We start from the raw sequence: 23,181 nt of genomic DNA, 5'->3' as shown, positions 1-23,181 counted from the left end.
TTATTGGCTATTCTAAATAACGTTTGGCTTTGTTTTCTTTTACATTTTCAAGATCGACCAATACCAATCCATCAATACAATTATTAAAATCGGGATCAATACTAAAGCTTAAAAATTGCACGCCACCTGGTTTACAAAGTTCAGTGTATTGTTTAAATAAAGTAGGGACTTGAGCCCCCATATTAGCTAACACATGCTTTAACTCTACAAAATCTTCTTTTACGTCATTGCCGCAAAAAAGAGTATTGCACTGGGTTAGCTGTTGCTCAGTTAATTTAAATTCATTATTAGGCGTAGCTAATTCAATACCACTTTTATAGTAATGCTGATAGTAATAAACGAGCATGGCTTTTGCTTGCTCGGGTAGAGCATTTGATACACTTACAGCACCAAACAAGTATCTGTACTGTGGATAGCTTTTTATAAAAGCGCCAATGCCATACCATAAATAGTCGAGGCTCTTACGTCCCCAATATTTTGGCTGTACAAAGCTTCTACCAAGCTCAATTCCTTGTTTTAGATAGGGCGTCATAGCGTCGCTATAAGAAAATAAGCTATCGGTATACAAACCTTCGCGGCCATGTTTTTGTATTATCTGTTGTGCACAGGCTAATCGATAAGCACCTACCAGCTCTAGATGTATTGGGTCCCACAGTACAAGGTGTTGGTAATCCATATCGTATTTATCTATATCACGACGCTTACCACTACCTTCACCGACTGCTCTAAATGCTATTTCTCTCAGGCGCCCTAACTCTCTAAAAATAGGTGAGCTACCTGCATATTGGTATAGATGAATATGCATACCGTCTTGCGTTTTACCAAGTAGTTGGCATTGCTCAATTGCTTTTTTTAGCTCCTTTCTGCACTCGGGAACAGCGATAGGTGTTTGTGTTTTTAGCGGCAGTGCTTTTTTTGTTGTAAGCCTATAAAGCTGTTTACGGATGAGGTTTACAACTTCTTTATCTTTAAGATTTTCTATTAAGTAAGATTCAGGAGGGATAGAGGCGCCAATCTCAAACTCTAAAGATTTTTGGCGCTGCTTAAACATCTCGGCCACTAATAGTAAACTTGCCAAAGGTTTATAAATCATTGATGTGCCATAAAAAAGTGGACTGTTTTTGGCTTTAATATAAATAGGTAAAATAGGGCAGTTAGCTTTTTTTGCCATACGTAAAAAGCCACTATTCCATTTGCAGTCTTTAATACCTGTTGGCCCTAATCGCGATACTTCTCCTGCCGGAAATATAAGTAATGCGCCTTCATCCTTTAAATGGTTTTGTATATTACTAAGCTCTTGTTTCTTACTCATACCTGATAAGTTATCTACGGGGAGTAAAAGTGAGTGCATTGGAGTAACCGACATCAACATGCGGTTTGCCACTACTTTTAAATCCTGTCTTACAGTTGAAAGTACTTTGATAAGTGCTAAAGCATCTAATGAACCAATAGGGTGGTTAGCAACGATAACAAGTTTACCCTCATTAGGAATATGTTCTATCTGCTTAGGTTTATAGCGCGTATCAAAATTGAGTTCATCGAGCACTTGTTCAACAAATTCTAATCCTTGTAGGTGAGGGTAGGCATCACCAAAAGCAACAAACTCTTGTTCATGTAATAAGTAGCCTAGGCCTTTTTTTACTAAACCTTTTACTTTTGGAGAGTTCTCTAGTTGTGGTAAGTTTGCAGCAATTACTTTATCAACACTTATCATATTAACCTCATATTCCGTTTGGCCTATTCGCCATACATGTAAGATTAAAAAAAGGGTGTGACAGTTACTTTGCAGTAGTGTGACTTTTTAAAGTGCTAACTTATAAACTGTGTATTGTTAGGAGAATTTATGTCGGTATTGGTTGCTATAACTGGGCGTGACAACACAAAACTAATAACGAAGTTACAAGAGCGATTACCAAATACGCTGATAGAGCAATGGCCTGATTGCAAAAACGCACATGATGTGGATTTTGTACTTGCGTGGAAAGCGCCAGAATCTATGTGGCCACAGCTACCTAACTTAAAGGCTGTGTCGTCATTTGGTGCTGGCGTAGACAGTATCGATTTAACATTACTCGAGGAAAGTGTTGAAGTAGTTCGTATTGTTGACATGCAACTAGCTGAAGATATGGCGGAATATGTACTGACACATGTGTTAGCTCAAAAGTTACGTTTAAAAGAATATTACATTAAACAAACACAGCAAACATGGAAGCCAAAGCGGGCGCATAGTAATAAACATGTCGGCATACTTGGGTTTGGTGAATTAGGTAAAGCATGCGCGCAAAAGCTTATAAATAATGGCTTTAAGGTAAGTGCCTGGGCGCAAAGTAATAAAAGCGCGACTAATGTCGAAATTTTTTATGGCGAGGAAGGCCTCAATAGTATGCTTTCTGATGTTGACTACCTTGTATGTCTATTACCCCTTACGCAAGCAACGACAGGCATTATTAATCACTTAATGCTCGCAAAGCTACCTAAACATGCTGTTGTTATTAATGTGGCACGCGGTGCTCATGTTGTTCAGCAAGACTTACTAAGTGCATTAAATAACGATAGCTTACGCGCAGCTACACTCGACGTATTTGATCAAGAACCTTTAGCGTCGAATCACCCTTACTGGGGAAACCCCAAAATAACGCTTACACCACATTGCGCGGCGATTTCTGATTTAAATAGTGTTATAGAGCAAATAGCCGATAATATTGAATGCTTGAATAAGGGGTTAGTACTTAATAATCCAATAGATAGAACTAAAGGTTATTAGCTGATAGCTAATTAGTTTAAAAAACAGCTTGTTAACATTTGTAATTTTCATTAGTGTAAAAGGTATTCTCACTAATAAAAAATACAAAGAGGGTGTTATGAAATCGAGTCAAAGTGGCGTTAAATTAAGCCTAGTTATTGTTTCAATTATTATACTTGGTGTTTCAGCTTGGTTTAATCAGGCTAATGCAGAGGATACTCCTTCTAAAATACAAACCCAAAGCGAGTTAACAATAGCGGACTAGCCTACTTACTATGTATTCCTCTTTTTAGCAGTATACAAGCATTATTTTCACAGTAGTGCTTGTGTGCCCCTGAAGCTCTAATTTTCATCTTGATTGAAAGTGCTTTTTAATATTTTTAAATTCTTAACAAAAAAAAGCCCAGCAATGCTGGGCTATTAAATATTCTAGGGAAAAGTTGTTAACTTTGGGTTACATTAAATTGCCCAAATGTATAAACTTTAAACAAGTAAAAAGTATTGATCAACACTAAACTCATATTTGAAATAACACTCGACGACATAAGATCTAAGCTAAATGATAAGAATAATAAACCACACGCACTAATGGCGGCAACGCGCAGCAGTGTTATCTGGTTAATAAAGAATGCACCTAAACCTAGTGCAAGTAGTGTAGTATTTAAAAGCCAATCTAGCTCGTTTAGCATGGTCGTTTCAATAGTTCAGTTGTTGAAAAAAGGAGCGCCATTATGTTGATCTTTTGCGCACCTTTCAACCAAGTAATTTTAAATTTTCAGATTAGTTTTTTTAATGCTAAAAGTAGCTACCGATTGCTGAAAATAAACCATTATCAGCAATTACTTGATACTTTTGGCAGCTCTGCGGTTTTTGTAAGTCACTGCATAAATAAAGGGACTCACGGCTAGAATCATAGGTGGGGTGTAGGTTTGAATCAATTAAAGTAGCCCCCTTGCCAAAGAATCCGGGCCAGTAAACACTCTCACTTACCATCCCTAATTTTTTATAGGTGAGTAAGGTAGGTTTTGGAAAAGCTAAAATTATTACAGCAACGACAGCGAGTGATATAAACAGTCCTTTTTTTTGCGTTTTTTTTTGGCTTATATCATTCTTTGCACTGGAATTTAACTCGCCAGGTGAAGGGCGCTGAGTAGAACGCTGAGGTTTTCTTTTTTGCGCTGTTTTTTTTCTTGCCGGTGCTTTACCTAGCAACGATTGTTTATTTGGGGTTTTAGACATAAAGCAAATCTGGCCTTTTTTCCGTAGGTCTCTATAATTAAATGAGTAAATTTATATACTAAGCTAATTATTATGATAACTTAAAGTTAGCTTATAGCCTACGAGGAATAAAGATGAATACGCAGCTATCAATTTTAATTGTAGATGACGTTAGCACAGTGCGTAGTTTTTTGAGCCAAACGCTCATGCACTTAGGGATAGATAACGTAAAGGAAGCATCTACTGCCTCACAATGTATTAGTGAGTGCCAAGCTGCAAATTATAATATCATTTTTTTAGACATTGAATTGCCAGACGGTGATGGTAAAGATTTGATTGCACAAATCAATGAATTAAGCCCAGAGACAAATGTGGTTATGGTATCTGCACATTCAGGTATTGAGAATGTTAAGGATGCAATTGATAAAGGCGCTAAAGGGTTTGTAGTAAAGCCATTTACACCTAAAAAAATAGCGGCAATGCTTAAGAAGTTTTATCCAGATTTAGAAAATGTCTAATAAAGTAAGTACATTTAAAATTTAAACAAAAAAAAACCGGCAAAAGCCGGTTTTTTATATTCTATCAAAAACAAATTATAGAGCTTTAATCTTAGCTGCTATACGGCTCTTATGACGAGCTGCTTTGTTTTTGTGAATTAGACCCTTAGTTGCGTAACGGTCTAGGATAGGTGTAGCAACAGAAAAAGCTTGCTGTGCAGCTTCTTTATCGCCCGCTTCAATAGCAACAATTACTTTTTTGAAGTAAGTGCGCATCATTGAACGACGGCTTGCGTTGTGCTGACGGTTTTTTTCGCTTGTGATAGCGCGTTTTTTTGCAGACTTGATGTTAGCCAAGGTTTGCTCCTAACAATCTTAAAATAAAGCTTAAATTAAAGGCCGTGGAATATGCCTGTTTCTATCATGGATGTCAATTTAAATTTAACAATCCAAGAAAAACTGCACCATATAACGAGCATCAATTTGCCGCTTTAGCAGTTAATACCGACATTGTAACAAAGCACAGACCCCCAGCCTAGTGCTTTAAAGCGATTTATAAAAAAGACTGTGGCATAATCGCCTATCTTGAGGATTTTTGAGTAGGTTTAAGGTGTCAAAAGGTTTATTTCGATCCGGTATGATTGTTAGTTGTATGACTATGATATCGCGTATTTTAGGGCTCGTTCGAGATGCTGTTGTTGCCAATTTATTAGGCGCAAGTGCGGCGGCTGATGTTTTTTTATTTGCTAACCGTATTCCTAATTTTTTACGTCGTTTATTTGCAGAAGGTGCCTTCGCACAAGCATTTGTACCTGTGCTGAGTGAAATTAAAGAACAGCAAGGCGACGACAAGGTCAGACTTTTTGTTGCGCAAGCAGCAGGCACATTAGGAACCATTTTACTGATTGTCACTATTATAGGTGTTGTTGCTTCACCCGTTATTGCAGCATTGTTTGGCACCGGTTGGTTTATAGATTGGTGGCAAGGCGGACCCAATGCCGAAAAGTTTGAACTTGCAAGTTCATTACTTAAATTTACATTCCCTTATTTGTTTTTTGTAAGCTTAGTTGCGCTTAGTGGTGCGGTAATGAACGTGTATAACCGTTTTGCTGTTGCTGCATTTACACCTGTTCTACTCAATGTTTCTATTATTACGTGTGCAATTTTTTTACATGATAAATTTAGTGTCGGGGCTTATTCTCTCGCAATTGGCGTATTTATTGGTGGCGTTGTGCAGTTATTGTTTCAACTTCCATTTTTATACCGTGCAAAAATGTTGGCGCGTCCACGCTGGGCATGGCAAGACGAAAACGTAAAAAAAGTACGTAAACTTATGCTTCCTGCTTTGTTTGGTGTATCTATTAGCCAAATTAATTTGTTGCTTGATACCATGATTGCTTCATTACTGATGACAGGCTCGATTGCATGGCTTTATTATTCAGACCGTTTAATTGAATTTCCGTTGGGCTTATTTGGTATTGGTATTGCGACAGTTATTTTACCGGCGCTCTCTAGGTTACATAGCAGTAAAAAAAGTAGTGACTTTCAGCATACCCTCGACTGGGGGGTGCGTTTTGTTATATTTTTAGGCCTACCAGCAATGATAGGTCTAATGATCATCAGCCCGCTTATTATCACCGTATTGTTCGACCACGGTGCGTTTAAAGAAGACAGTGTTGATCATGTTAAAGCAGTTAGTTTAGGCGTAGTCGCATATTCAGTAGGGCTTGTAAGCTTTATGCTGATTAAAGTACTTGCTCCTGGCTTTTATGCTCGTCAAGACACAAAAACGCCGGTGCGTATTGGTATTATTACCTTAGTGTTGAATATGGTATTTAATATTATGCTGGCTCCTTTCATTGGTTATTTAGGATTAGCACTCGCTACTTCGCTATCGNGTTGTAATGCATTTTTGCTGTATAGGCAGCTTAAAAAAGAAAATGTGTATCAATTTTCATCAATGAGTATGCGCTTTACACTAAAATGTGTTGTTGCAAGTATGGTTATGGGAGCTGTTACATGGTTTGTGAGCAGTTACTATTACTGGGCTACATGGGCTTTTACACAGCAGGTAGTCTTATTAATAGCACTCGTGGCTTTGGCAGGTATTAGTTACTTTGCAATGCTATTTTTGATGGGCGTTAGACTAAATACGATAAAAAGTGTAGCAATTACTGAATCAAACTAAAAAAAAGATTATAATCGGCAACTCTGCGGCTTTAATTAATTTTTAGTCGTAATTAATAGCTCGCTAAACAAGGCATTAGGTGGCATGGAGTTAATTAGAGGTATACACAATATTCGCCCACACCACTTTGGTTGTGTGTTAACTATTGGTAATTTTGACGGTGTTCATTTAGGCCACGCAGAAGTACTAAAAGGCTTACTTACTGATGCTAAAGCGCATAGTTTGTCTAGCACTGTAATGCTATTTGAACCCCAGCCACAAGAATTTTTTGCTAAAAACAATGCCCCAGCACGGCTAACGCGCTTACGAGATAAGCTACGTTTGCTTAGTGATTTAGGTATTGAGCGAGTTATTTGCATTAGCTTTAATCAGCAATTTGCAAACATGCATGCTGAGCAATTTGTTAATGATATTTTGATTAAAAAGTTAGGTGTTAAAGCTCTCACTGTTGGCGATGATTTTAAGTTTGGAAAGCAGCGCCAAGGTAACTTTGACTTACTTGCTAGCATGGGCAAGCAAGCGGGCATGGACGTAAAAAGCACCGCGAGTTTTCGTCAATTAAATGCTAGAGTAAGCAGCACTTTAATACGAGATGCTTTGGCATCTGGTGACTTAGCAAGTGCTAAAACAATGCTTGGTCACGATTATGCTATTTCTGGGCGTGTTATACACGGCTGGAAAAGAGGACGTGAACTCGGTTTTAGAACGGCAAATATTGCCCTAAAACGCCAAGTGTGTCCTGTCAACGGGGTGTTTGCAGTGCAAGCAACGATTGCAGGAAAACAGATTTTTGGAGTTGCAAATGTAGGCAATAAGCCGACATTTAATGGAACTCGTGCATTATTAGAAGTTCATCTTTTTGATTTTGCACAGGATATTTACGGACAATTTATGCATGTGGAGTTAATAAAAAAACTTCGCAATGAAAAAAAATTCGAGACATTAACACAATTAACGGCGCAAATAGCAACTGATGTTGCTGCCGCTAAGCAGTGTTTTGGTTTAAATCAGGTAGCCGATAGAGACGGAATGTAGGATAAATGAGCGACTATAAACATACTTTGAACTTACCGGAAACACCGTTTCCAATGCGTGGCAATTTGGCACAACGTGAACCAAAAATGCTTAAAGCATGGTATGAAGACGACCTGTACGGTCAAATTCGCAGCGCTAAGAAAGGTAAAAAGACCTTTATTTTGCATGACGGCCCTCCGTATGCAAATGGCGACATCCATTTAGGCCACTCAGTTAATAAAATATTAAAAGACATTATTGTTAAGTCTAAAACATTATCTGACTTTGATTCACCATTAGTCCCAGGTTGGGATTGTCATGGTTTACCAATCGAGTTAATGGTTGAGAAAAAAGTAGGCAAGCCGGGCGTAAAAGTAACCGCGAGCGAGTTTCGTGAAAAATGCCGTGCATACGCTAAAAAACAAGTTGAAGGTCAAAAAGTTGATTTTAAACGTTTAGGCGTATTTGCAGATTGGGATAAGCCTTACTTAACAATGAACTTTGACTTTGAAGCGAATGCAATTCGTGTACTTGGTCGTATTATTGAAAAAGGTCATTTGCATAAAGGTGCTAAGCCTGTGCATTGGTGTACAGATTGTGGTTCTGCATTAGCAGAGGCTGAAGTTGAGTACCAAGACAAGCAATCACCAGCGATTGATGTACGTTTTACATTTGTTGATCAAGATGCTGTTGTAAGTGCATTTGATTTGGCTGATGGTCATAAAGGTGAAGGCAGTGTTGGTACTGTTATTTGGACAACAACACCGTGGACGCTTCCAGCAAACCGCGCAGTAGCTGTGCATGCCGATTTAGAATATGCATTGGTGCAGGTTGAAGATGAAGGCGTACAACAACGTCTAATTTTAGGCTCTGAGCTTGTTAAAGATGCAATGGACCGCTTTGGTTTTAATCACTTCCACGTATTAGGTTATGTAAAAGGTGCTGCACTTGAAAACTTACAAGTAGCCCATCCTTTTTATGATTTTAATGTACCCGTGATTGTTGCAGAACACGTAACGACTGACTCAGGTACCGGTGTTGTACATACAGCACCAGGGCATGGTCAAGAAGATTTCGTGGCGGGTTTAAATTACAACCTTGAAGTAGCTAACCCTGTTGGCGCTAATGGCGTTTATTTACCAGATACTGAACTTTTTGCAGGTCAGCATGTATTTAAAGCAAATGCGAGCGTAATTGAAGTATTAAAAGAGCACGGTGCATTAATGCATCATCATGCTATAACTCATAGTTACCCACATTGTTGGCGCCATAAAACACCAATTATTTTCCGTGCTACACCGCAATGGTTCGTAAGTATGGATCAGGCTAACTTGCGTGAAGATTCTTTAAAAGAAATTAAAAACACGCAGTGGTTGCCAGAGTGGGGCGAAAGCCGTATTTCGAACATGGTTGAAAGCCGCCCAGATTGGTGTATATCTCGCCAACGTACTTGGGGTGTGCCAATTGCATTGTTTGCAGATAAAGATACCGGTGCACTTCATCCAAATACTCAAGAACTCATTGAGCAAGCTGCACAGTTAGTTGAAAAATCTGGTATTCAGGCATGGTACGATTTAGAACCAGCTACATTACTTGGTGAAGAAGATGCCAAGCAATACATGAAAGTGCAAGATACGCTAGATGTATGGTTTGACTCAGGTGTTTCACACGCATGTGTTGTAGATGCACGTGAAGACTTGGTTGGTCCAGCTGATTTATACCTTGAAGGTTCTGATCAACACCGTGGTTGGTTTATGTCATCAATGATGACATCAGTGGCTATTAATGGTCATGCGCCATACCGCCAAGTATTGACTCATGGTTTTACTGTTGATGAAAACGGCCGAAAAATGTCTAAGTCACTAGGCAATGTTATTTCACCACAAAATGTGATGAATAAACTAGGTGCCGACATTCTACGTTTATGGGTTGCCTCTACCGATTACACGGCAGAAATGACTGTGTCGGATGAAATATTTAAACGCTCTGCCGATCNTAGCCGTTACTTGCTTGCTAACCTAAATGGTTTTGATCCAAAAACAGATCAAGTTGCTGTTGATGATATGGTTGAGCTTGATAAGTGGATTGTTGGTCGTGCTGCTCAGTTGCAAGACGAAATTTTAGCCGCATACGATAGCTACCAAATGCTATTAGTAACGCAAAAGCTAATGAACTTCTGTACGGGTGAGCTTGGTTCGTTCTATTTAGACGTCATTAAAGATCGTCAGTACACAGCTAAGAGTGACAGCCATGCACGTCGTTCTTGTCAAACAGCGCTTTATCATATTGCAGAAGCAATGACGCGTTGGATGGCACCTATTATGAGCTTTACCGCACAAGAAATTTGGGAAGCTTTACCGGGTGAGCGTAGTGACTACGTATTTACATCTGTTTGGTATGATGGCTTACAAGCGCCAACAAATAGCCAATTTAGTAACGATGACTGGTTAGAAATTCTAACAGTACGCGACGAAGTAAACCGCTTATTAGAAGCTGCACGTAAAGAAGAAGTCATTGGTGCAACGCTTCAAGCAACGGTTAATTTATTCACGGGTAAAGAGCTTGCCGCTAAATTAAATGCACTTGGTGATGAACTGCGTTTTGTATTATTAACATCGGCCGTAAATGTTTCTGAAGTTGATAGTCAGCCAGCTGATACACAAGCTACCGAAATTGAAGGTTTATTCATTAGTGTTGCTGCAACAGATGCTGCTAAATGTGAGCGTTGTTGGCATTACAGTGAAGATGTAGGTGTTAACCCTGCTCATCCTGAAATTTGTGGTCGTTGTGTAAGTAATGTTGACGGCGAAGGCGAAAAGCGTCAATTCGCTTAGGAGTTATTCTTAGTGAGCAAACTAGCCCAAAAAAGTGGTTTAGTGTGGCTTTGGTTGAGTCTATTACTATTAGTAATAGACTTTGCCAGTAAAACACTTGTTGTAGGGACTATGGCTTATCAAGAGTCGATAAACTTACTCCCTGTTTTTAGTATTACTTATGTGCATAACTATGGTGCTGCTTATAGCTTTTTAAGTGAAGCGGGTGGTTGGCAGCGTTGGTTTTTAAGTGCGATTGCTATTGCTATTAGTGCTTTGCTTGTGTGGTGGCTAAAACGCTTACCTGCAACAAACAAAGTACTATGCGGTGCTTATGCACTGGTACTTGCAGGCGCTATTGGTAATTTATACGATCGTATTGCGTATGGTTATGTAATCGACTTTATTCACGTATTTTATAAAGACTCACATTTTCCTGTATTTAATATTGCTGATTGCGCTATTTGTATTGGCGCAGCATTATTGTTATTTGATGCCTTTACCGGCGAGAGTCCGAAGGAGCATAAAGCATGAGCCAAGCTGTAATTGGTGAAAACTCGCAAGTTATTTTCCATTTTTCTATTAAATTAGAAGATGGCTCTGCCGCTGATTCTACCAAGGTGCACAACAAACCTGCTAAATTAACAATGGGCGATGGCAGCTTAACGGCAAACTTCGAAAAGTGTTTATTAGGTTTAACTGCAGGCGAAAGTAAAACGTTTGAATTAGAACCTGAAGATGCGTTTGGTCAGCCAAATCCAGATAATATTTACTACGTTGACCGTAGTAAATTTGGCCCAGAAACACCAGCTAAGGTAGGTGCAATTATTGCGTTTACTCAACCAGACGGTACTGAGCTTCCTGGATTAGTTCGCGAAGTGCAAGGTGAGTCGGTAACGATTGATTTTAATCACCCTTTATCTGGCCAACGTTTAACGTTTGAAGTTGATATTATTGAGGTGGAAGGTTAATGGAAATATTACTAGCTAATCCACGCGGCTTTTGCGCTGGTGTTGACCGTGCTATTAGTATTGTTGAGCGCGCCCTAGATATTTTTGAAAAGCCAATTTATGTGCGCCACGAAGTAGTACATAACCGCTATGTGGTTGATGGATTAAAAAGTCGTGGTGCGGTATTTGTTGAAGAGCTTGATCAAGTACCTGACGACAGCATTGTTATTTTTAGTGCACATGGTGTTTCGCAAGCTGTTCGCTCAGAGGCTAAACGTCGTGATTTAAAAGTATTTGATGCAACGTGTCCGCTTGTAACTAAAGTACATATGGAAGTTACACGTGCGAGTCGTAAAGGTATTGAGTGTATTTTAATTGGACACCATGGCCACCCTGAAGTAGAGGGAACAATGGGACAATATGATAACTCAGCCGGTGGCATTTATCTTGTTGAAACCGTTGATGATGTTGTTGCGCTTAATGTAAAAAATGCTGAAAATCTTTTTTATTGCAGCCAAACAACACTCTCAGTTGATGACACAGCAGATGTTATTGATGCACTACGCAATAAGTTTCCATCAATTGACGGACCTCGTAAAGATGACATTTGTTATGCAACGCAAAATCGTCAAGACGCTGTTCGTGACTTAGCTGATAAAGTTGATGTGCTATTAGTTGTTGGCGCTAAAAATAGCTCTAACTCTAATCGCTTACGTGAACTTGCAGATAAAATGGGCACAGTTGCTTATTTAATTGATGACGCAACTGATGTACAAGAGCAGTGGGTTTCAGGCTCTAAATCAGTTGGTGTAACTGCGGGTGCATCTGCGCCAGAAGTACTTGTACAACAAGTAATAAGCCGATTAAAAGAGCTAGGTGGCACACAGGTTGTTGAGAACCCAGGTGAAGTAGAAAATATAGTATTTGCTGTTCCTGTAGAGCTACGTTAATTTAAATATATTAAACATTTAGATTAAAGGAGAGTCGTTATGAGCAAGTCACTTCAAAATGATGGTTTGCTTTTTTCGGCTCTTTTTAATGAACGAGGCGTATTAGCCACGCTTATTGTTTCTCAAGTTATTGCTATTGTTTTAGCTTTTGCACCTAATGTAGAAGGAGATATTTGGCTACGACTTGGGATCATTAGTTTGTTTATGCATTTAATTGTTTTAGTCGGTACCTCTTCTTTATACTTCTGTAGATTTTTCTTACAAAAACGTACTCAAACTTTTCAATTAAGTCTATTTTTTGCCTTTTTTTTATTATCTACCTGTATTTTTAGTATTTTATTTTCTCATTTTGCTTTTGATATAGATGATACAAATAACTTAATTTATTTCACACTTCGCAATTGCATTATAGTGGCTTTGCTGGCTGCTTTATTCGTCCAGTTTTTATTAATTCATTTTGAAAAAGAGCAGCAAACTAAAGCACTTTCTCGTGCAGAGCTTGATGCCCTACAAGCTAGAATACGTCCTCATTTTTTATATAATAGTTTAAACACTGCTGCAGAGCTTACTCATCATGATGCCGATGCGGCAGAACAGGCTATTTTAGCATTAGCCGCATTATCGCAGGCTGCAATGCACTCGGGGAAGAATGTATCTCTTGAAGATGAAATAACGTTGAGTAAGCAATATATCGCACTTGAAACGTGGCGTTTTGGTAATCGCTTAAGAGTTGATTGGCAAATACCTAATGAACTACCCGCATTGAGTATTCCTTGCTTAACCCTGCAGCCATTAATTGAAAATGCGGTATGCCACGGCGTTGAAACAAGTGAGCATGGTGCAGAAATAAAAGTAGAGCTACATATCACTACCGGCTATATAACCATGATTGTTTCTAACCCTATAACAATTTCTAATGCTCAAACTAGGCCTAATAACGGAATGGCGCTTGAAAATATTCGCCAGCGATTAAATATTTATTATAAAAATAAAGCGCAGCTAACAATTACTAATAAAAATGATGTGTTTAGGGTCAAGGTCGTTATCCCTAAGCTAATTGAGGGCAGTGTATGAATGTACTCATTGTTGATGATGAACCTCTTGCGAGATCTCGCTTAATCCGTTTGTTGGCACATGATAAAAGCATAGTTGTACAAGGTGAGGCAAGTAATGGTAAGGAAGCTCTAGTACTTGCTAAAAAGCAAACGCCTGATTTGATTTTTTTAGATGTTGATATGCCTGGTATGAATGGTTTACAAGTTGCTAATGAGCTCAATAGTCTAACTCTACCTCCTGCTATTGTTTTTATAACTGCCCACCCTGAGCATGCCTTCGATGCTTTACAATTAAGCGCTGCAGGTTATTTAGTTAAACCTATTTCAGAGCAATCACTGCAGAAGGTACTTAAGCAAGTAGGCCGTTTAAATAAAGTACATATTCAAAAACAACAAAATGTAAAAGTATCTTATCAGTTAGCGGGTACTCTACGTAGTGTTGATATAAATGATGTTTTGTATTTTAGTGCCGAAGAAAAGTATACCAAAATGATATTCTCGGGTGGAGAAGCTTTACTGGAGCAAAGCCTAAAGCAATTAGAGCTGCAATATCCCGCATATGTTTTACGAATTCACCGCAATACTTTAGTGAATAAACAAAAAGTAATAGCCTTGCATTCAAAAGGGAATGGCAATCATATGATTGAGCTACAAGGGTGCAGTGAGTTATTGCCAGTGAGCCGCCGCGAGCTTAAATTAGTTAAAAATACGCTTTAGACTTATTTCGCAATTAAGTTGCCTCTGACTTAAATGCATTTACGCTTAATTACTACTGTTTTGTTGAATGAGCCGATTTAATTAACCGTTTATCAACAAATATAACCGCTTGTCTTAGTCCTCATTGATTCCTCAAATAAATAGCATAAACTTATAATCAGATAATTTTTATTTGGTTCTACTATGCAGTCATCTCAAACAAAAGTGCAAAGAGGCTTCACTCTAATTGAAGTGTTAATTGCATTTATTATTCTTAGTTTTGGCCTTTTAGGCGCAGTTGCCCTGCAAGCAAAAGCAAAGCAAGCAAGCTTTGATTCTATGCAACGTGCTGCTGCAGTTGCACTTGGTAATGATATTGTGCAGCGTATCCGTGCTAACGATACCCCTCAAATAGCCGGACTGTACACACAAACATTTGATAGTGAAACTGCAACGACAACCTCGCAAACGTGCTTTACAAATACTTGTAGCGCAGCGCAAGTTGCGGCCTTAGATCTTGAGCAGTGGAAAAGGGCTATAAGAGCTCGAGAAAATACGGGGTCTTTAGATGGTGCTACCGTATGTATTGCACCTACAGCAGTTGCTGGCTCGGGTGGTAAGGCATTTAATTTAGAAGTAATTGTTTCGTGGCAAGGTCGACAAGAGTTTAATGCAAATGATGCTACTGGCGCTATAAAGTGTGGAACGGCTGACAAAAAGCGCCGCTTAGTTGTTTTAACTAGTTACATTTACCTTAGGAGCTAACATGAAGCAAAAAGGTTTTACACTTGTAGAAATGATGATTTCATTATTTATTGGTGGATTAATACTAGGTGGCGTTATGTTCACCTATATAGGTATGAAAGTAACCACTAAAGATACGATGACTATCGGTGAACTTCAAGAATCAGGGCGCCTTGCAATTAACATAATGCAACGTGATATTGAACAAATTGGCTTTTGGGGAACTTATTATGACGATTCGTTCACTGCAGTAAATACAGATACACTAGCAAACCCTGGAACAGACTGCTTTGAAGGGTTAAATAATGGGAGTTTTCCTGATTTTGCTACAGCTAGTAATTTTAGAACTATTTACGCAAAGGTTGCTGGAGAATCAAAAGAGCTTAACTGCCTAAATAATCCGATTAAAAGCACTGACATTATTCAATTAAAATTTTTACAAGGTAAGAGTTTAACAGTTAATACAGTAACTAATGAGACTCAGGCCGATGAAAACTACTTTGTAGCTGAGCAAGAGAAAGCTCAATTTTTCCGTGGAACGGTTAACGCTGCGACTCTTAATGTTAATGCAACCGTTTGGCCTTACAGCCATCATGTTTATTATCTATCAGAACAAACTTATAAAGTTAATAATAAAAATTTAACTGTACCTGCATTAATGAGAAAGCGCCTGGTTGGTGGAAGCATCAACACAGAAACTATTATGGAAGGTGTTGAGAACATGCGGTTTGTTTTTGGTCTTGATACTAACAGTGATAATCGTGTAGATACCTACCGAAGTATTCAAGATATGAAGTATACAGATTGGGAAAATCGTAAAGGTATTTTAACTGTTCAGGTTTTTTTATTAATACGCGCATTACAGCCAGACCCAGGAGTTAAAATTAAAAACCAAACTTATACGTTAGGTGAGGATGAAGATAAGCGTGTATTAACATTTACCGATAATTTCAGACGTACTGTGTTTACTACTACTATTCGATTAAATAATGTTGGATCAAATTTATGGCGTATTTAAAACAATCACAAAAAAAACAGCAAGGTGTAGTTCTAATTACAGCTTTAATAATGGTTATTGCAGTGACCGGTATTGCTGTGACACTTATGAGCAGTAGTAGTATTGATATTAAAATTACCAATGCAGCACAAGAGCGCGAAGTGGCCGAAAATGAACTCATTGGTGAAGTGCAGCGCATGATCTCTGATGAGGCAAATCAAGGCGCTAATAATCAGTTCTTCCTGACTCCCGATGAAGTAACTGCAATCGCGGATGGTGATGACAAAGGTATGGTGATTGCAAATCATGCAGATATGCAAAGCAAAATGACTAACCTGAACAAGGGGGCGTTAGATTTAGAATGTCCTCGACGCTTTAATTTTACTGCAGGTATATCGTGCAATATGTTACAGGTTGCCACAACAATAGAATATGGATCTAAAAGTAAACATGAACTAACTATTGTTACAGGTATAGCACAAGAAATGGCTAGCGTAAGCAAGGGGATTTAAGATGAAATTTAAATTAAACAAAGTGTTAGCCTCTTTGCTTGGCTTAACAATAAGTATGTCGGTATTCGCTGAGGATATTGAGCTTTATGTAAATCATGATGTAGAGACAGACGAAAATCCAAGAGTGTTAATGATATTTGATACCTCTGGGAGTATGGCCTGGGATGTTGTAGATGGAGGCCAGTGTTATCGTCGATATCAAAATGGACAGTTTTATACATCAGATTGTTTTAAAAGTCAGACTTACTTTAGTTACACACAGCAATGTTACAAGTCTGTAAACGGATATGCACAAGCTGTTTGTGAAGATAGCCGCTTATTAGTAGCAAAAAACGCTGTTAGCCAACTTATTACCGATAATGATGATATTGATTTTGGTTTAATGAGATTTAGAGAAAGTTCAGGTGGCTATGTACTAGCAAGGCTTGGTGCTAACAAAAACACTTTACTTAATGAAGTTGACGATTTGCCTGCAAGTGGTGCAACTCCTTTAACTGAAACATTATGGGAGGCGTATAGGTATATTACTGGGCAAAGCCTTTATTATGGGTATGGTATTAACAGCAGAGATAAAGCAGCCGATGCTAATGGAACTTATAAGTCACCATTTAAAAAGGAATCAGGAGATCCTCTCAGGTGCGATAACTCAATTAATATTATTTTGATGACTGATGGAGACCCTACTAACGATGATGGTCGTGATGATCAGATTAAAAGTGTACATAATAATTTATTTAATGATTCAATCCCTTTTGTGAGCGGTGATTATTCTAATAGCTATTTAGTTGCTCTATCAAAAATAATACATGGAACAAATAATACAAAAGTAGATTTATACTCTGATACAAGTGATGTGCTAGATACTGGTAGAGTTTTTACCATTGGCTTTGGCACAGGAATGAGCGAGGGCGGTATCGACTTACTAGAGAAAGCTGCATCAGTTGGTGGAGGCCAGTACTTAGAGGCGCGAACTTCAGAAGCTTTATCTGAAGCATTAAAAAATACTATTTCAAGAATTAGAGAAGTAAATGATAGTTTTTCATCGCCTTCAGTTGCGAGTAATAATGTAGATCAAACTCGTAGCCGGGATGCTGTTTATTTTGCCATGTTTTACCCTGAAACCGGTGCTCGTTGGCGTGGAAACTTAAAAAAACTGAAAGTATCAGGGAATCAAATTGTTGATTCAAAAGGATTGTCGGCACTTGATGAGAATGGCTTAATTGACGAAAATGCAGAAACATTTTGGTTGCCAAGTGGGGAGCCAGCGGATGGTAACTTAGTTGCACAAGGTGGTGTGAACCTTCATTTAACGACATTAGATTCAGATAGCCGTAATTTATACACTGACAATCAGGGAACTATAGTAAATTTTAATACCTCAGTTGTGAGTGATATTCTCAATTTAGTCGATAACAATCCGCTAAGCTTATCGAGTAATGATATCAAATGGGCAATGGGTATAGACGTTGATGATGAAGATGGCGATGGGTCTAGCGTTGATCAGCGCAAAGATATTTTTGGTGACCCTCTGCATTCTAAACCTGTTGCAATCGATTATGGTAATGATGATATTCGAGTTTTGATAGGAACTAATGCTGGCTTTTTACATATGTTTAAGGATTCAGATGATAGTGTAAGTGAAAGTTGGGCATTTATACCGTCTGCTTTATACAACATTATTGAACCTCTACGTGAAAATCAAGCCGATACGAAAGTATATGGTGTGGATGGTCCTATTAGTATTTATTTTGATAATAAAAACTTAAATAGTGATGGTTTAAATGACGGTATTATTGATGCGAGTGGCGACGATAAAGTGTGGGCTTTTGCGGGGATGCGTCGCGGTGGTAAAAATTACTACGGACTTGATATAACAAATCCGAACATACCGAAAAAATTATGGGACGCTCCAATCGAAGGTGGTAAAGGTGATTTTAAAGAGCTTGCACAAACCTGGTCAAAGCCACAAATAGCCTACATTAAAGCATTTGGGGATAAACCCTTATTAGTTTTTGGTGCTGGTTATGATACTAATAAAGACGCAGCTATCCGTAGTGAAGATAGTACAGGGCGAGGTATCTATATTGTTGAAGCCGAAACAGGTAAAAGAGTATGGGCATTAACACCCGATATTAATGGCTTTAAAGGTAAGCATAGTATTGCTGCAGATATAACCACGCTTGACTCTGATTATGATGGATATATAGACCGAATTTATGCGGCAGATACAGGTGGAGATATTTGGCGTATAGATATGCCAGGGACTAGTACTAGTGAATTTAGTCACTTTAAATTAGCTGAGCTTGGTAGTAATAAAGCAACTGAGGATCGACGCTTTTTTTATAAACCACTCGTTGCACGAACCATTTATAGTAAAGTAAGCGAGACAACAGTTGATGGTAGTACCGTTATAACACGCTTAGATACACCGTATGATGCGATAGTTATTGGTAGCGGTAACCGCTCAAAACCAACCGGCACCAATGAGAAAGATCAATTGTTTATGATCAGAGATGAAAATACGGTTACTAAATCGTATAAAACGAATGCACCAGATACTATTGTGCCTGCTGATTTAATGCAAATGAACTCAGATCCATTTGGTAATGCCCTAGATGACGTTGATGATTTTGTTGACTTAGAAGTAGACTTGGCTAAATTTAATGGCTGGAGATATGAGTTAGGAACGGGTGAAAAGTCGCTAGCTGCTGCCACAGTTGTTGGAGGTGTTGCCTATTTTACAAGCTTCACACCTGCATCAGATACATCGACTGAAAATCAATGTTCGCTAAGTGGTGGTGGCGGTTCTTTATACGCTTTTCACTTACATTACGGTACTAAGGTGTATGACGACCTTAAATTTACAACCAGCTATGATGTACCAGACACACCTCAGTTATACTTTGGTGAAAGCCCTTCATGTGTAGATGGTAATGGCGATGGTAAATGTGATGACAACCCAACAGTTGACGTAATACAAGAAAGTCAGTTTTATTTAATTGGGCCTGGTATTAAAGGTGAAAATGCGGAAAATCCAATGAAACCTGTAGAAATAAAAGGTCCTGGTTTAACTGTTGTTGATGGTAAAGTTGTGTTGGTTAATGACAATGCAGTAGGGTTTGGCTTTAAAACCCAACAAACATATATCTATAAACGTGAAGAAAATGACGAAGTTAATAATTAAGGAAATTAGATGAAAAAACAACACGGGTTTACCTTAATTGAGCTGATGATAGCCGTTGCTATCGTCGGCATACTCGCTTCAATTGCGCTACCTAACTATACTGAATATGTAAAGCGTGCTTCGCGCGCTGAAGCTGCTGCAGCATTGTTAGATGCTGCAAACAAGGAAGAGCAATATTTTGTCGATAATAGGGAATATACAGAGACATTTACTGATTTAGGATTGCAAAGTAAAACCGAAAATGGCCATTTTGAGCTATCCATAAAGGTAGTCGATAGCAATACCTTCACTATTACAGCTAAACCTATAGACGGTGCTGTAAAAGGCGATAATGATTGTAAAGAGCTTACAATTACTGACACAGGCCTCAAAGGTGCAAAAGGGTCTAAAGGAGACTCAGATGTTGACTATTGCTGGGGTCGATAGCCTAGATTACTTCTTCTGACACTTATCAGTTGATTTGATGCGAATTCTACCCGTTTGACTTACAGATAAAGCCAATCCTTCGAGATTGGCTTTATCGCTATTGGGGCAATATATAAAAGTCCCATTTTGAAAACCATTTAAAGAACCATCTGGACGAAATGTAATGGCGTTGCGCGGATACTCTAAAGTATCAGCATCATGAACATCCTCGAAAGTGCTTAAGAGTAACTCATCATCATCTAGAGTCGTTGATTTATCTTTGTCGATAAATAGTGACATTTGACCATCCCACTCGTCCTTTGTGCATTGACTGCCTTTTAGTGCGCAAAGCGTGACGTAAGTACCATTTTCAATTGCGTAAAGACGGCCATAATTTATATTTCGGTGTAGTAGATTCACATGGTTATCTAATCGGTTTTTAGCCAAGAAGTCTGGATAAAACCACATCGATAATTGACTGATTACACTGACAACAGCAATTGAAACCATTAATTCAAGAAGTGTCACTCCCTTGTTTTTTGATATTGATAATCTCATCCTTGAAGACCTGAGTTAATAAATGATTAACTCAGTCTAGTAAATGATACAAATATGACAAGATTAATTTGTATTTTTTTTAACCGCAAGTCTGAGCTGTATCACCAGTATAAAAAGAAGTACCAGATTGAGATACTGTTAAAGCTTTGTTATTTTCATTATCACTATTAGGGCAATAGATAAAGTCTCCCGGATTTGTTGTAATACGACCACTGGTATTAAAACGAAGACTTGTCTCGTTACCACTATAACTAAGGCTATCAGTTGCAGGAATATTTTCTATAACTCTCAACAAGGCATCGTTAGCTACGTTATAACTTCCATTGTTATCAGCATCAACAAAAACAACAATGATTTTATTCGTGTCCCATTCTGGTTCACATTCAAACTCATCTTTAGCTTGTTTAATAGCGCCTTCTTGTGCGGGACATAAAATAACTATTTCATCCGTACTTGCCGCTTGAGAGCGTGCATAAGTAATACTTCTTTTTAATTCCAACAAAAAATTCTCAGCTCTATTTTCTTCTAGCATATCGCTGCTATTCCAGATCGCAATGGATGCAATGATCCCAACGATAGCAACGGTTACCATGAGTTCTAAAAGAGTGAATCCGTTTTGTTTATTTTTCATATTAATCTCATTTACTGCTAGTCATTTAAGTATCGCTATTTTTATACAATAAATTATACCATGATCGGTTGTTTTATCACCGTAATTCAATCGCTTTGTTTGCTATGAGCATCATGATTGTCTAAAATCGAGGCAACTGGAGCTTTCAAAAGTAATTAATATGAAAAAAATAGAAGCAATTATCAAACCTTTTAAGTTAGACGATGTGCGTGAAGCGTTGTCGGATGTAGGTATTACAGGTATGACGGTAAGCGAAGTTAAAGGCTTTGGGCGTCAAAAAGGTCACACTGAGCTTTACCGTGGTGCAGAGTATATGGTCGATTTTTTACCTAAGGTAAAACTTGATATAGTATTGACTGATGAAGATGTAGACCGTGCAATTGAAGTTATTGTAAAAACGGCACAAACAGGAAAAATCGGTGACGGTAAAATATTTGTCACTGATGTTGAGCGCGTTATACGTATTCGTACTGCTGAGGAAGATGAAGAAGCTATTTAAGATTTTCTTCTACGCAGTAAAAAGGCGCTTACTAAGCTGTCTCTTGATCACAAGTCTGACTCAAGAGATTTTGCTAAATCGTAGCCTTCAAGGATGGCTTGTAACTTAAGCCATCCTTGCCATAACACTTTCACAGATGCACGCCCTGTGCGCTTGGTATCTTTCCAGCCTCCTAACTTTGCCAGTTCCTGATACGCCCATGACATATTTGGAGCAGTTTCAGGCAATGGTGTTTTTATTCTCTTTAACCACAATAACTTCCATGCTTTGGGAGATAACAGTTGTTCACAACTTGGAGAATCAGGCTGCTCATTGGTGAACTTTAGTTGCAATATTCGCGTCGCAATAAAGCCATTAATCGTCACCAATCTTTCCATGTTATCTTGGCTTTGAAGGCGTAAACTTTCGATATCCGTGCCATCACTTTTCCAGACTTTATGGTATTCCTCTACAAGCCAACGGTGCTCATAGTAGGTGATGATAGCTAAGGCGTCTTCTTTGCTGGTGACTGGTTCACTGGTTAATAGGTGCCAGCTTAAGCCGTTCTCAGCGTTTCCTCGCTCTGCACAGCCGACATAGTAAACTGGTAGGGAGCGTCCTTTCTTATTGTAAGGCGCTTTGAGTGTCACTGGCGCATAGGTGATATCCAGTGTTGCGCTTCGGGCTTTTCTTCCTCCTTTTTGTGCAATGTGGATGTGTTTGGTGCCTGCACTCATCAGCTCGCTTGCGAACGCATAGAGCTTATCCTCACCTTCTTCAATATGACGACTTTGCATCGAGCGTACGACGAATCGTTGCTGCTCGGTCAGTTTATACTGCAAGTATTCGTAGATGTCCGCTTCGCGGTCACACACCGATATCACGTTCGCCATTTGTCCTTGCAGCCGCTCTGCCATCGCTCGTGACGCTGACTCCCACTTGTAACTTTCTTTTTCTTCGTAAGAAGTCGTCGCGTGTTTTTCTCTTTTTCCAATCGTGTTGATATCACGACTCCAGCGAGACTGTTCAATTAATCCCACAACTTGCTTTGTGTCTGGCGCAAACAGTAATACGCTATGAGCTAACAAGCCTCGTTGTTTTGCTCCTCGTCCGACATGACCCAAATCATCTCGAATGGAGGAATGTTTATAAATTAGTGTGGTCGTGTCTTCTAATGCGAGCAATAAGTTATGACTTTTTGCTTGTTCAACCGTGGCTTTAAAGCCTGACTCTGCTATAGCCGTTGCGTCAATATTCTCGTTGCGAATAAAGCGGTAGGCACCTTCCATATCNGGCGGGGGATTGAGTGATGTTCACAAGTGGTTTTCCTGGTTCATTTGCAAGCGTTGATGCTAACTTTACCAGACGCGCTGTTCTTCTTGGATCACCTAAGTCCGATTTACCGAATTGTTGTTTTGCCCAATGAGTATGTTCGTTAATCATAATGTGCCCTCAAACAAGATTTGAAGATCTGATCATGACATTGAGATTTAGTTCAAAAAAATCCCCGCTAATTTCTTAGCAGGGATTTGTGTATAAGAGACAGCT

General features: G+C 38.8%; 23 protein-coding genes and 1 pseudogene. 17 read left to right on the top strand and 7 right to left on the bottom strand.

The features are described 5' to 3' along the window. Positions 1-7: 7 nt before the first annotated feature. Complete coding sequence (locus tag L654_RS0103540; RefSeq protein WP_024607283.1) at positions 8-1,714, bottom strand: lysophospholipid acyltransferase family protein; 1,707 nt, start codon at positions 1,712-1,714, stop codon at positions 8-10. A gap of 129 nt (positions 1,715-1,843) precedes the next feature. Between L654_RS0103540 and L654_RS0103535 the strand changes: the two genes are divergently transcribed. Next, positions 1,844-2,764 (top strand): glyoxylate/hydroxypyruvate reductase A, encoded by a 921-nt coding sequence (locus tag L654_RS0103535; RefSeq protein WP_024607282.1) that lies wholly within the window; start codon positions 1,844-1,846, stop codon positions 2,762-2,764. Positions 2,765-2,861: 97 nt separating this feature from the next. Further along, positions 2,862-3,008 (top strand): hypothetical protein, encoded by a 147-nt coding sequence (locus L654_RS1000000128105; RefSeq protein ID WP_007581365.1) that lies wholly within the window; start codon positions 2,862-2,864, stop codon positions 3,006-3,008. A gap of 178 nt (positions 3,009-3,186) precedes the next feature. Here L654_RS1000000128105 and L654_RS0103525 read toward each other — a convergent pair whose 3' ends face one another. Both L654_RS0103525 and L654_RS0103520 read right to left on the bottom strand, forming a co-directional pair. Then, entirely contained in the window at positions 3,187-3,432 is a 246-nt protein-coding gene (locus L654_RS0103525; protein ID WP_002958222.1) for a hypothetical protein, read from the bottom strand. 106 nt (positions 3,433-3,538) lie between these two features. Then, complete coding sequence (locus L654_RS0103520) at positions 3,539-3,982, bottom strand: hypothetical protein (RefSeq protein WP_024589425.1); 444 nt, start codon at positions 3,980-3,982, stop codon at positions 3,539-3,541. Positions 3,983-4,095: 113 nt separating this feature from the next. Between L654_RS0103520 and L654_RS0103515 the strand changes: the two genes are divergently transcribed. Beyond that, the gene (locus L654_RS0103515) at positions 4,096-4,479 is read left to right on the top strand and encodes a response regulator (RefSeq protein ID WP_002958224.1); all 384 of its coding nucleotides are present in this window, start codon (positions 4,096-4,098) and stop codon (positions 4,477-4,479) included. A gap of 75 nt (positions 4,480-4,554) precedes the next feature. Here the strand turns inward: L654_RS0103515 and rpsT are convergent, their stop codons facing one another. Then, positions 4,555-4,815 (bottom strand): 30S ribosomal protein S20, encoded by a 261-nt coding sequence (rpsT, locus tag L654_RS0103510; protein WP_002958225.1) that lies wholly within the window; start codon positions 4,813-4,815, stop codon positions 4,555-4,557. 253 nt (positions 4,816-5,068) lie between these two features. Between rpsT and murJ the strand changes: the two genes are divergently transcribed. The 13 genes from murJ (at position 5,069) to L654_RS0103445 (ending at position 19,987) form a co-directional block, all read left to right on the top strand. Further along, on the top strand, positions 5,069-6,646 hold the full coding sequence (gene murJ / locus L654_RS0103505) for a murein biosynthesis integral membrane protein MurJ (RefSeq protein WP_024607281.1): 1,578 nt from the start codon (positions 5,069-5,071) through the stop codon (positions 6,644-6,646). A gap of 84 nt (positions 6,647-6,730) precedes the next feature. Continuing rightward, on the top strand, positions 6,731-7,681 hold the full coding sequence (gene ribF, locus L654_RS0103500; RefSeq protein WP_024607280.1) for a bifunctional riboflavin kinase/FAD synthetase: 951 nt from the start codon (positions 6,731-6,733) through the stop codon (positions 7,679-7,681). A gap of 5 nt (positions 7,682-7,686) precedes the next feature. Continuing rightward, positions 7,687-10,494: an isoleucine--tRNA ligase gene (ileS, locus tag L654_RS0103495; protein ID WP_024607279.1), complete on the top strand. Its 2,808-nt coding sequence runs from the start codon at positions 7,687-7,689 to the stop codon at positions 10,492-10,494. Positions 10,495-10,506: 12 nt separating this feature from the next. After that, a complete protein-coding gene (gene lspA / locus L654_RS0103490) occupies positions 10,507-11,007 on the top strand; it encodes a signal peptidase II (protein WP_007376920.1) in 501 nt (166 codons plus the stop codon). After that, complete coding sequence (gene fkpB / locus L654_RS0103485; RefSeq protein WP_002958231.1) at positions 11,004-11,444, top strand: FKBP-type peptidyl-prolyl cis-trans isomerase; 441 nt, start codon at positions 11,004-11,006, stop codon at positions 11,442-11,444. The genes lspA and fkpB overlap by 4 nt, the downstream gene beginning before the upstream one ends. Then, positions 11,444-12,373, top strand: a complete 930-nt coding sequence (gene ispH, locus L654_RS0103480; protein WP_007581370.1) for a 4-hydroxy-3-methylbut-2-enyl diphosphate reductase — start codon at positions 11,444-11,446, stop codon at positions 12,371-12,373. The genes fkpB and ispH overlap by 1 nt, the downstream gene beginning before the upstream one ends. 39 nt (positions 12,374-12,412) lie before the next feature. Continuing rightward, complete coding sequence (locus L654_RS0103475; RefSeq protein ID WP_010555108.1) at positions 12,413-13,447, top strand: histidine kinase; 1,035 nt, start codon at positions 12,413-12,415, stop codon at positions 13,445-13,447. Continuing rightward, a complete protein-coding gene (locus tag L654_RS0103470) occupies positions 13,444-14,145 on the top strand; it encodes a LytTR family DNA-binding domain-containing protein (RefSeq protein ID WP_024607278.1) in 702 nt (233 codons plus the stop codon). Before L654_RS0103475 ends, L654_RS0103470 begins: the two co-directional genes overlap by 4 nt. A gap of 183 nt (positions 14,146-14,328) precedes the next feature. Next, the gene (pilV, locus tag L654_RS0103465; RefSeq protein ID WP_007581374.1) at positions 14,329-14,889 is read left to right on the top strand and encodes a type IV pilus modification protein PilV; all 561 of its coding nucleotides are present in this window, start codon (positions 14,329-14,331) and stop codon (positions 14,887-14,889) included. A 1-nt stretch (position 14,890) separates the two neighbouring features. Beyond that, positions 14,891-15,886, top strand: coding sequence for a PilW family protein (locus tag L654_RS0103460; protein ID WP_007581375.1), 996 nt, complete (start codon positions 14,891-14,893; stop codon positions 15,884-15,886). Next, a complete protein-coding gene (locus tag L654_RS0103455) occupies positions 15,874-16,377 on the top strand; it encodes a hypothetical protein (RefSeq protein WP_024589418.1) in 504 nt (167 codons plus the stop codon). Before L654_RS0103460 ends, L654_RS0103455 begins: the two co-directional genes overlap by 13 nt. A 1-nt stretch (position 16,378) precedes the next feature. After that, positions 16,379-19,561 carry a PilC/PilY family type IV pilus protein gene (locus L654_RS0103450; RefSeq protein WP_024607277.1) on the top strand — a complete coding sequence of 1,061 codons (3,183 nt, stop codon included), beginning with the start codon at positions 16,379-16,381 and terminating at the stop codon, positions 19,559-19,561. Between the two features lie 9 nt (positions 19,562-19,570). Beyond that, positions 19,571-19,987 (top strand): type IV pilin protein, encoded by a 417-nt coding sequence (locus tag L654_RS0103445; RefSeq protein ID WP_024607276.1) that lies wholly within the window; start codon positions 19,571-19,573, stop codon positions 19,985-19,987. Between the two features lie 6 nt (positions 19,988-19,993). Here the strand turns inward: L654_RS0103445 and L654_RS0103440 are convergent, their stop codons facing one another. Both L654_RS0103440 and L654_RS0103435 read right to left on the bottom strand, forming a co-directional pair. Beyond that, complete coding sequence (locus L654_RS0103440) at positions 19,994-20,524, bottom strand: GspH/FimT family pseudopilin (RefSeq protein ID WP_024589415.1); 531 nt, start codon at positions 20,522-20,524, stop codon at positions 19,994-19,996. A 79-nt stretch (positions 20,525-20,603) separates the two neighbouring features. Beyond that, positions 20,604-21,155, bottom strand: a complete 552-nt coding sequence (locus L654_RS0103435; RefSeq protein WP_024607275.1) for a GspH/FimT family pseudopilin — start codon at positions 21,153-21,155, stop codon at positions 20,604-20,606. Positions 21,156-21,315: 160 nt separating this feature from the next. Between L654_RS0103435 and glnB the strand changes: the two genes are divergently transcribed. Further along, positions 21,316-21,654, top strand: coding sequence for a nitrogen regulatory protein P-II (gene glnB, locus L654_RS0103430; RefSeq protein WP_002962211.1), 339 nt, complete (start codon positions 21,316-21,318; stop codon positions 21,652-21,654). Positions 21,655-21,701: 47 nt separating this feature from the next. Here glnB and L654_RS01000000125410 read toward each other — a convergent pair. Beyond that, positions 21,702-23,076 (bottom strand): annotated as a pseudogene (locus tag L654_RS01000000125410) (IS4 family transposase). Between the last annotated feature and the right edge of the window lie 105 nt (positions 23,077-23,181).

Source organism: Pseudoalteromonas sp. TAB23 (assembly GCF_000498075.1).
GTDB lineage: Bacteria > Pseudomonadota > Gammaproteobacteria > Enterobacterales > Alteromonadaceae > Pseudoalteromonas > Pseudoalteromonas arctica.
Note: the sequence above shows the minus strand (reverse complement) of the source record. Positions and strands in the feature narration are given on the sequence as shown.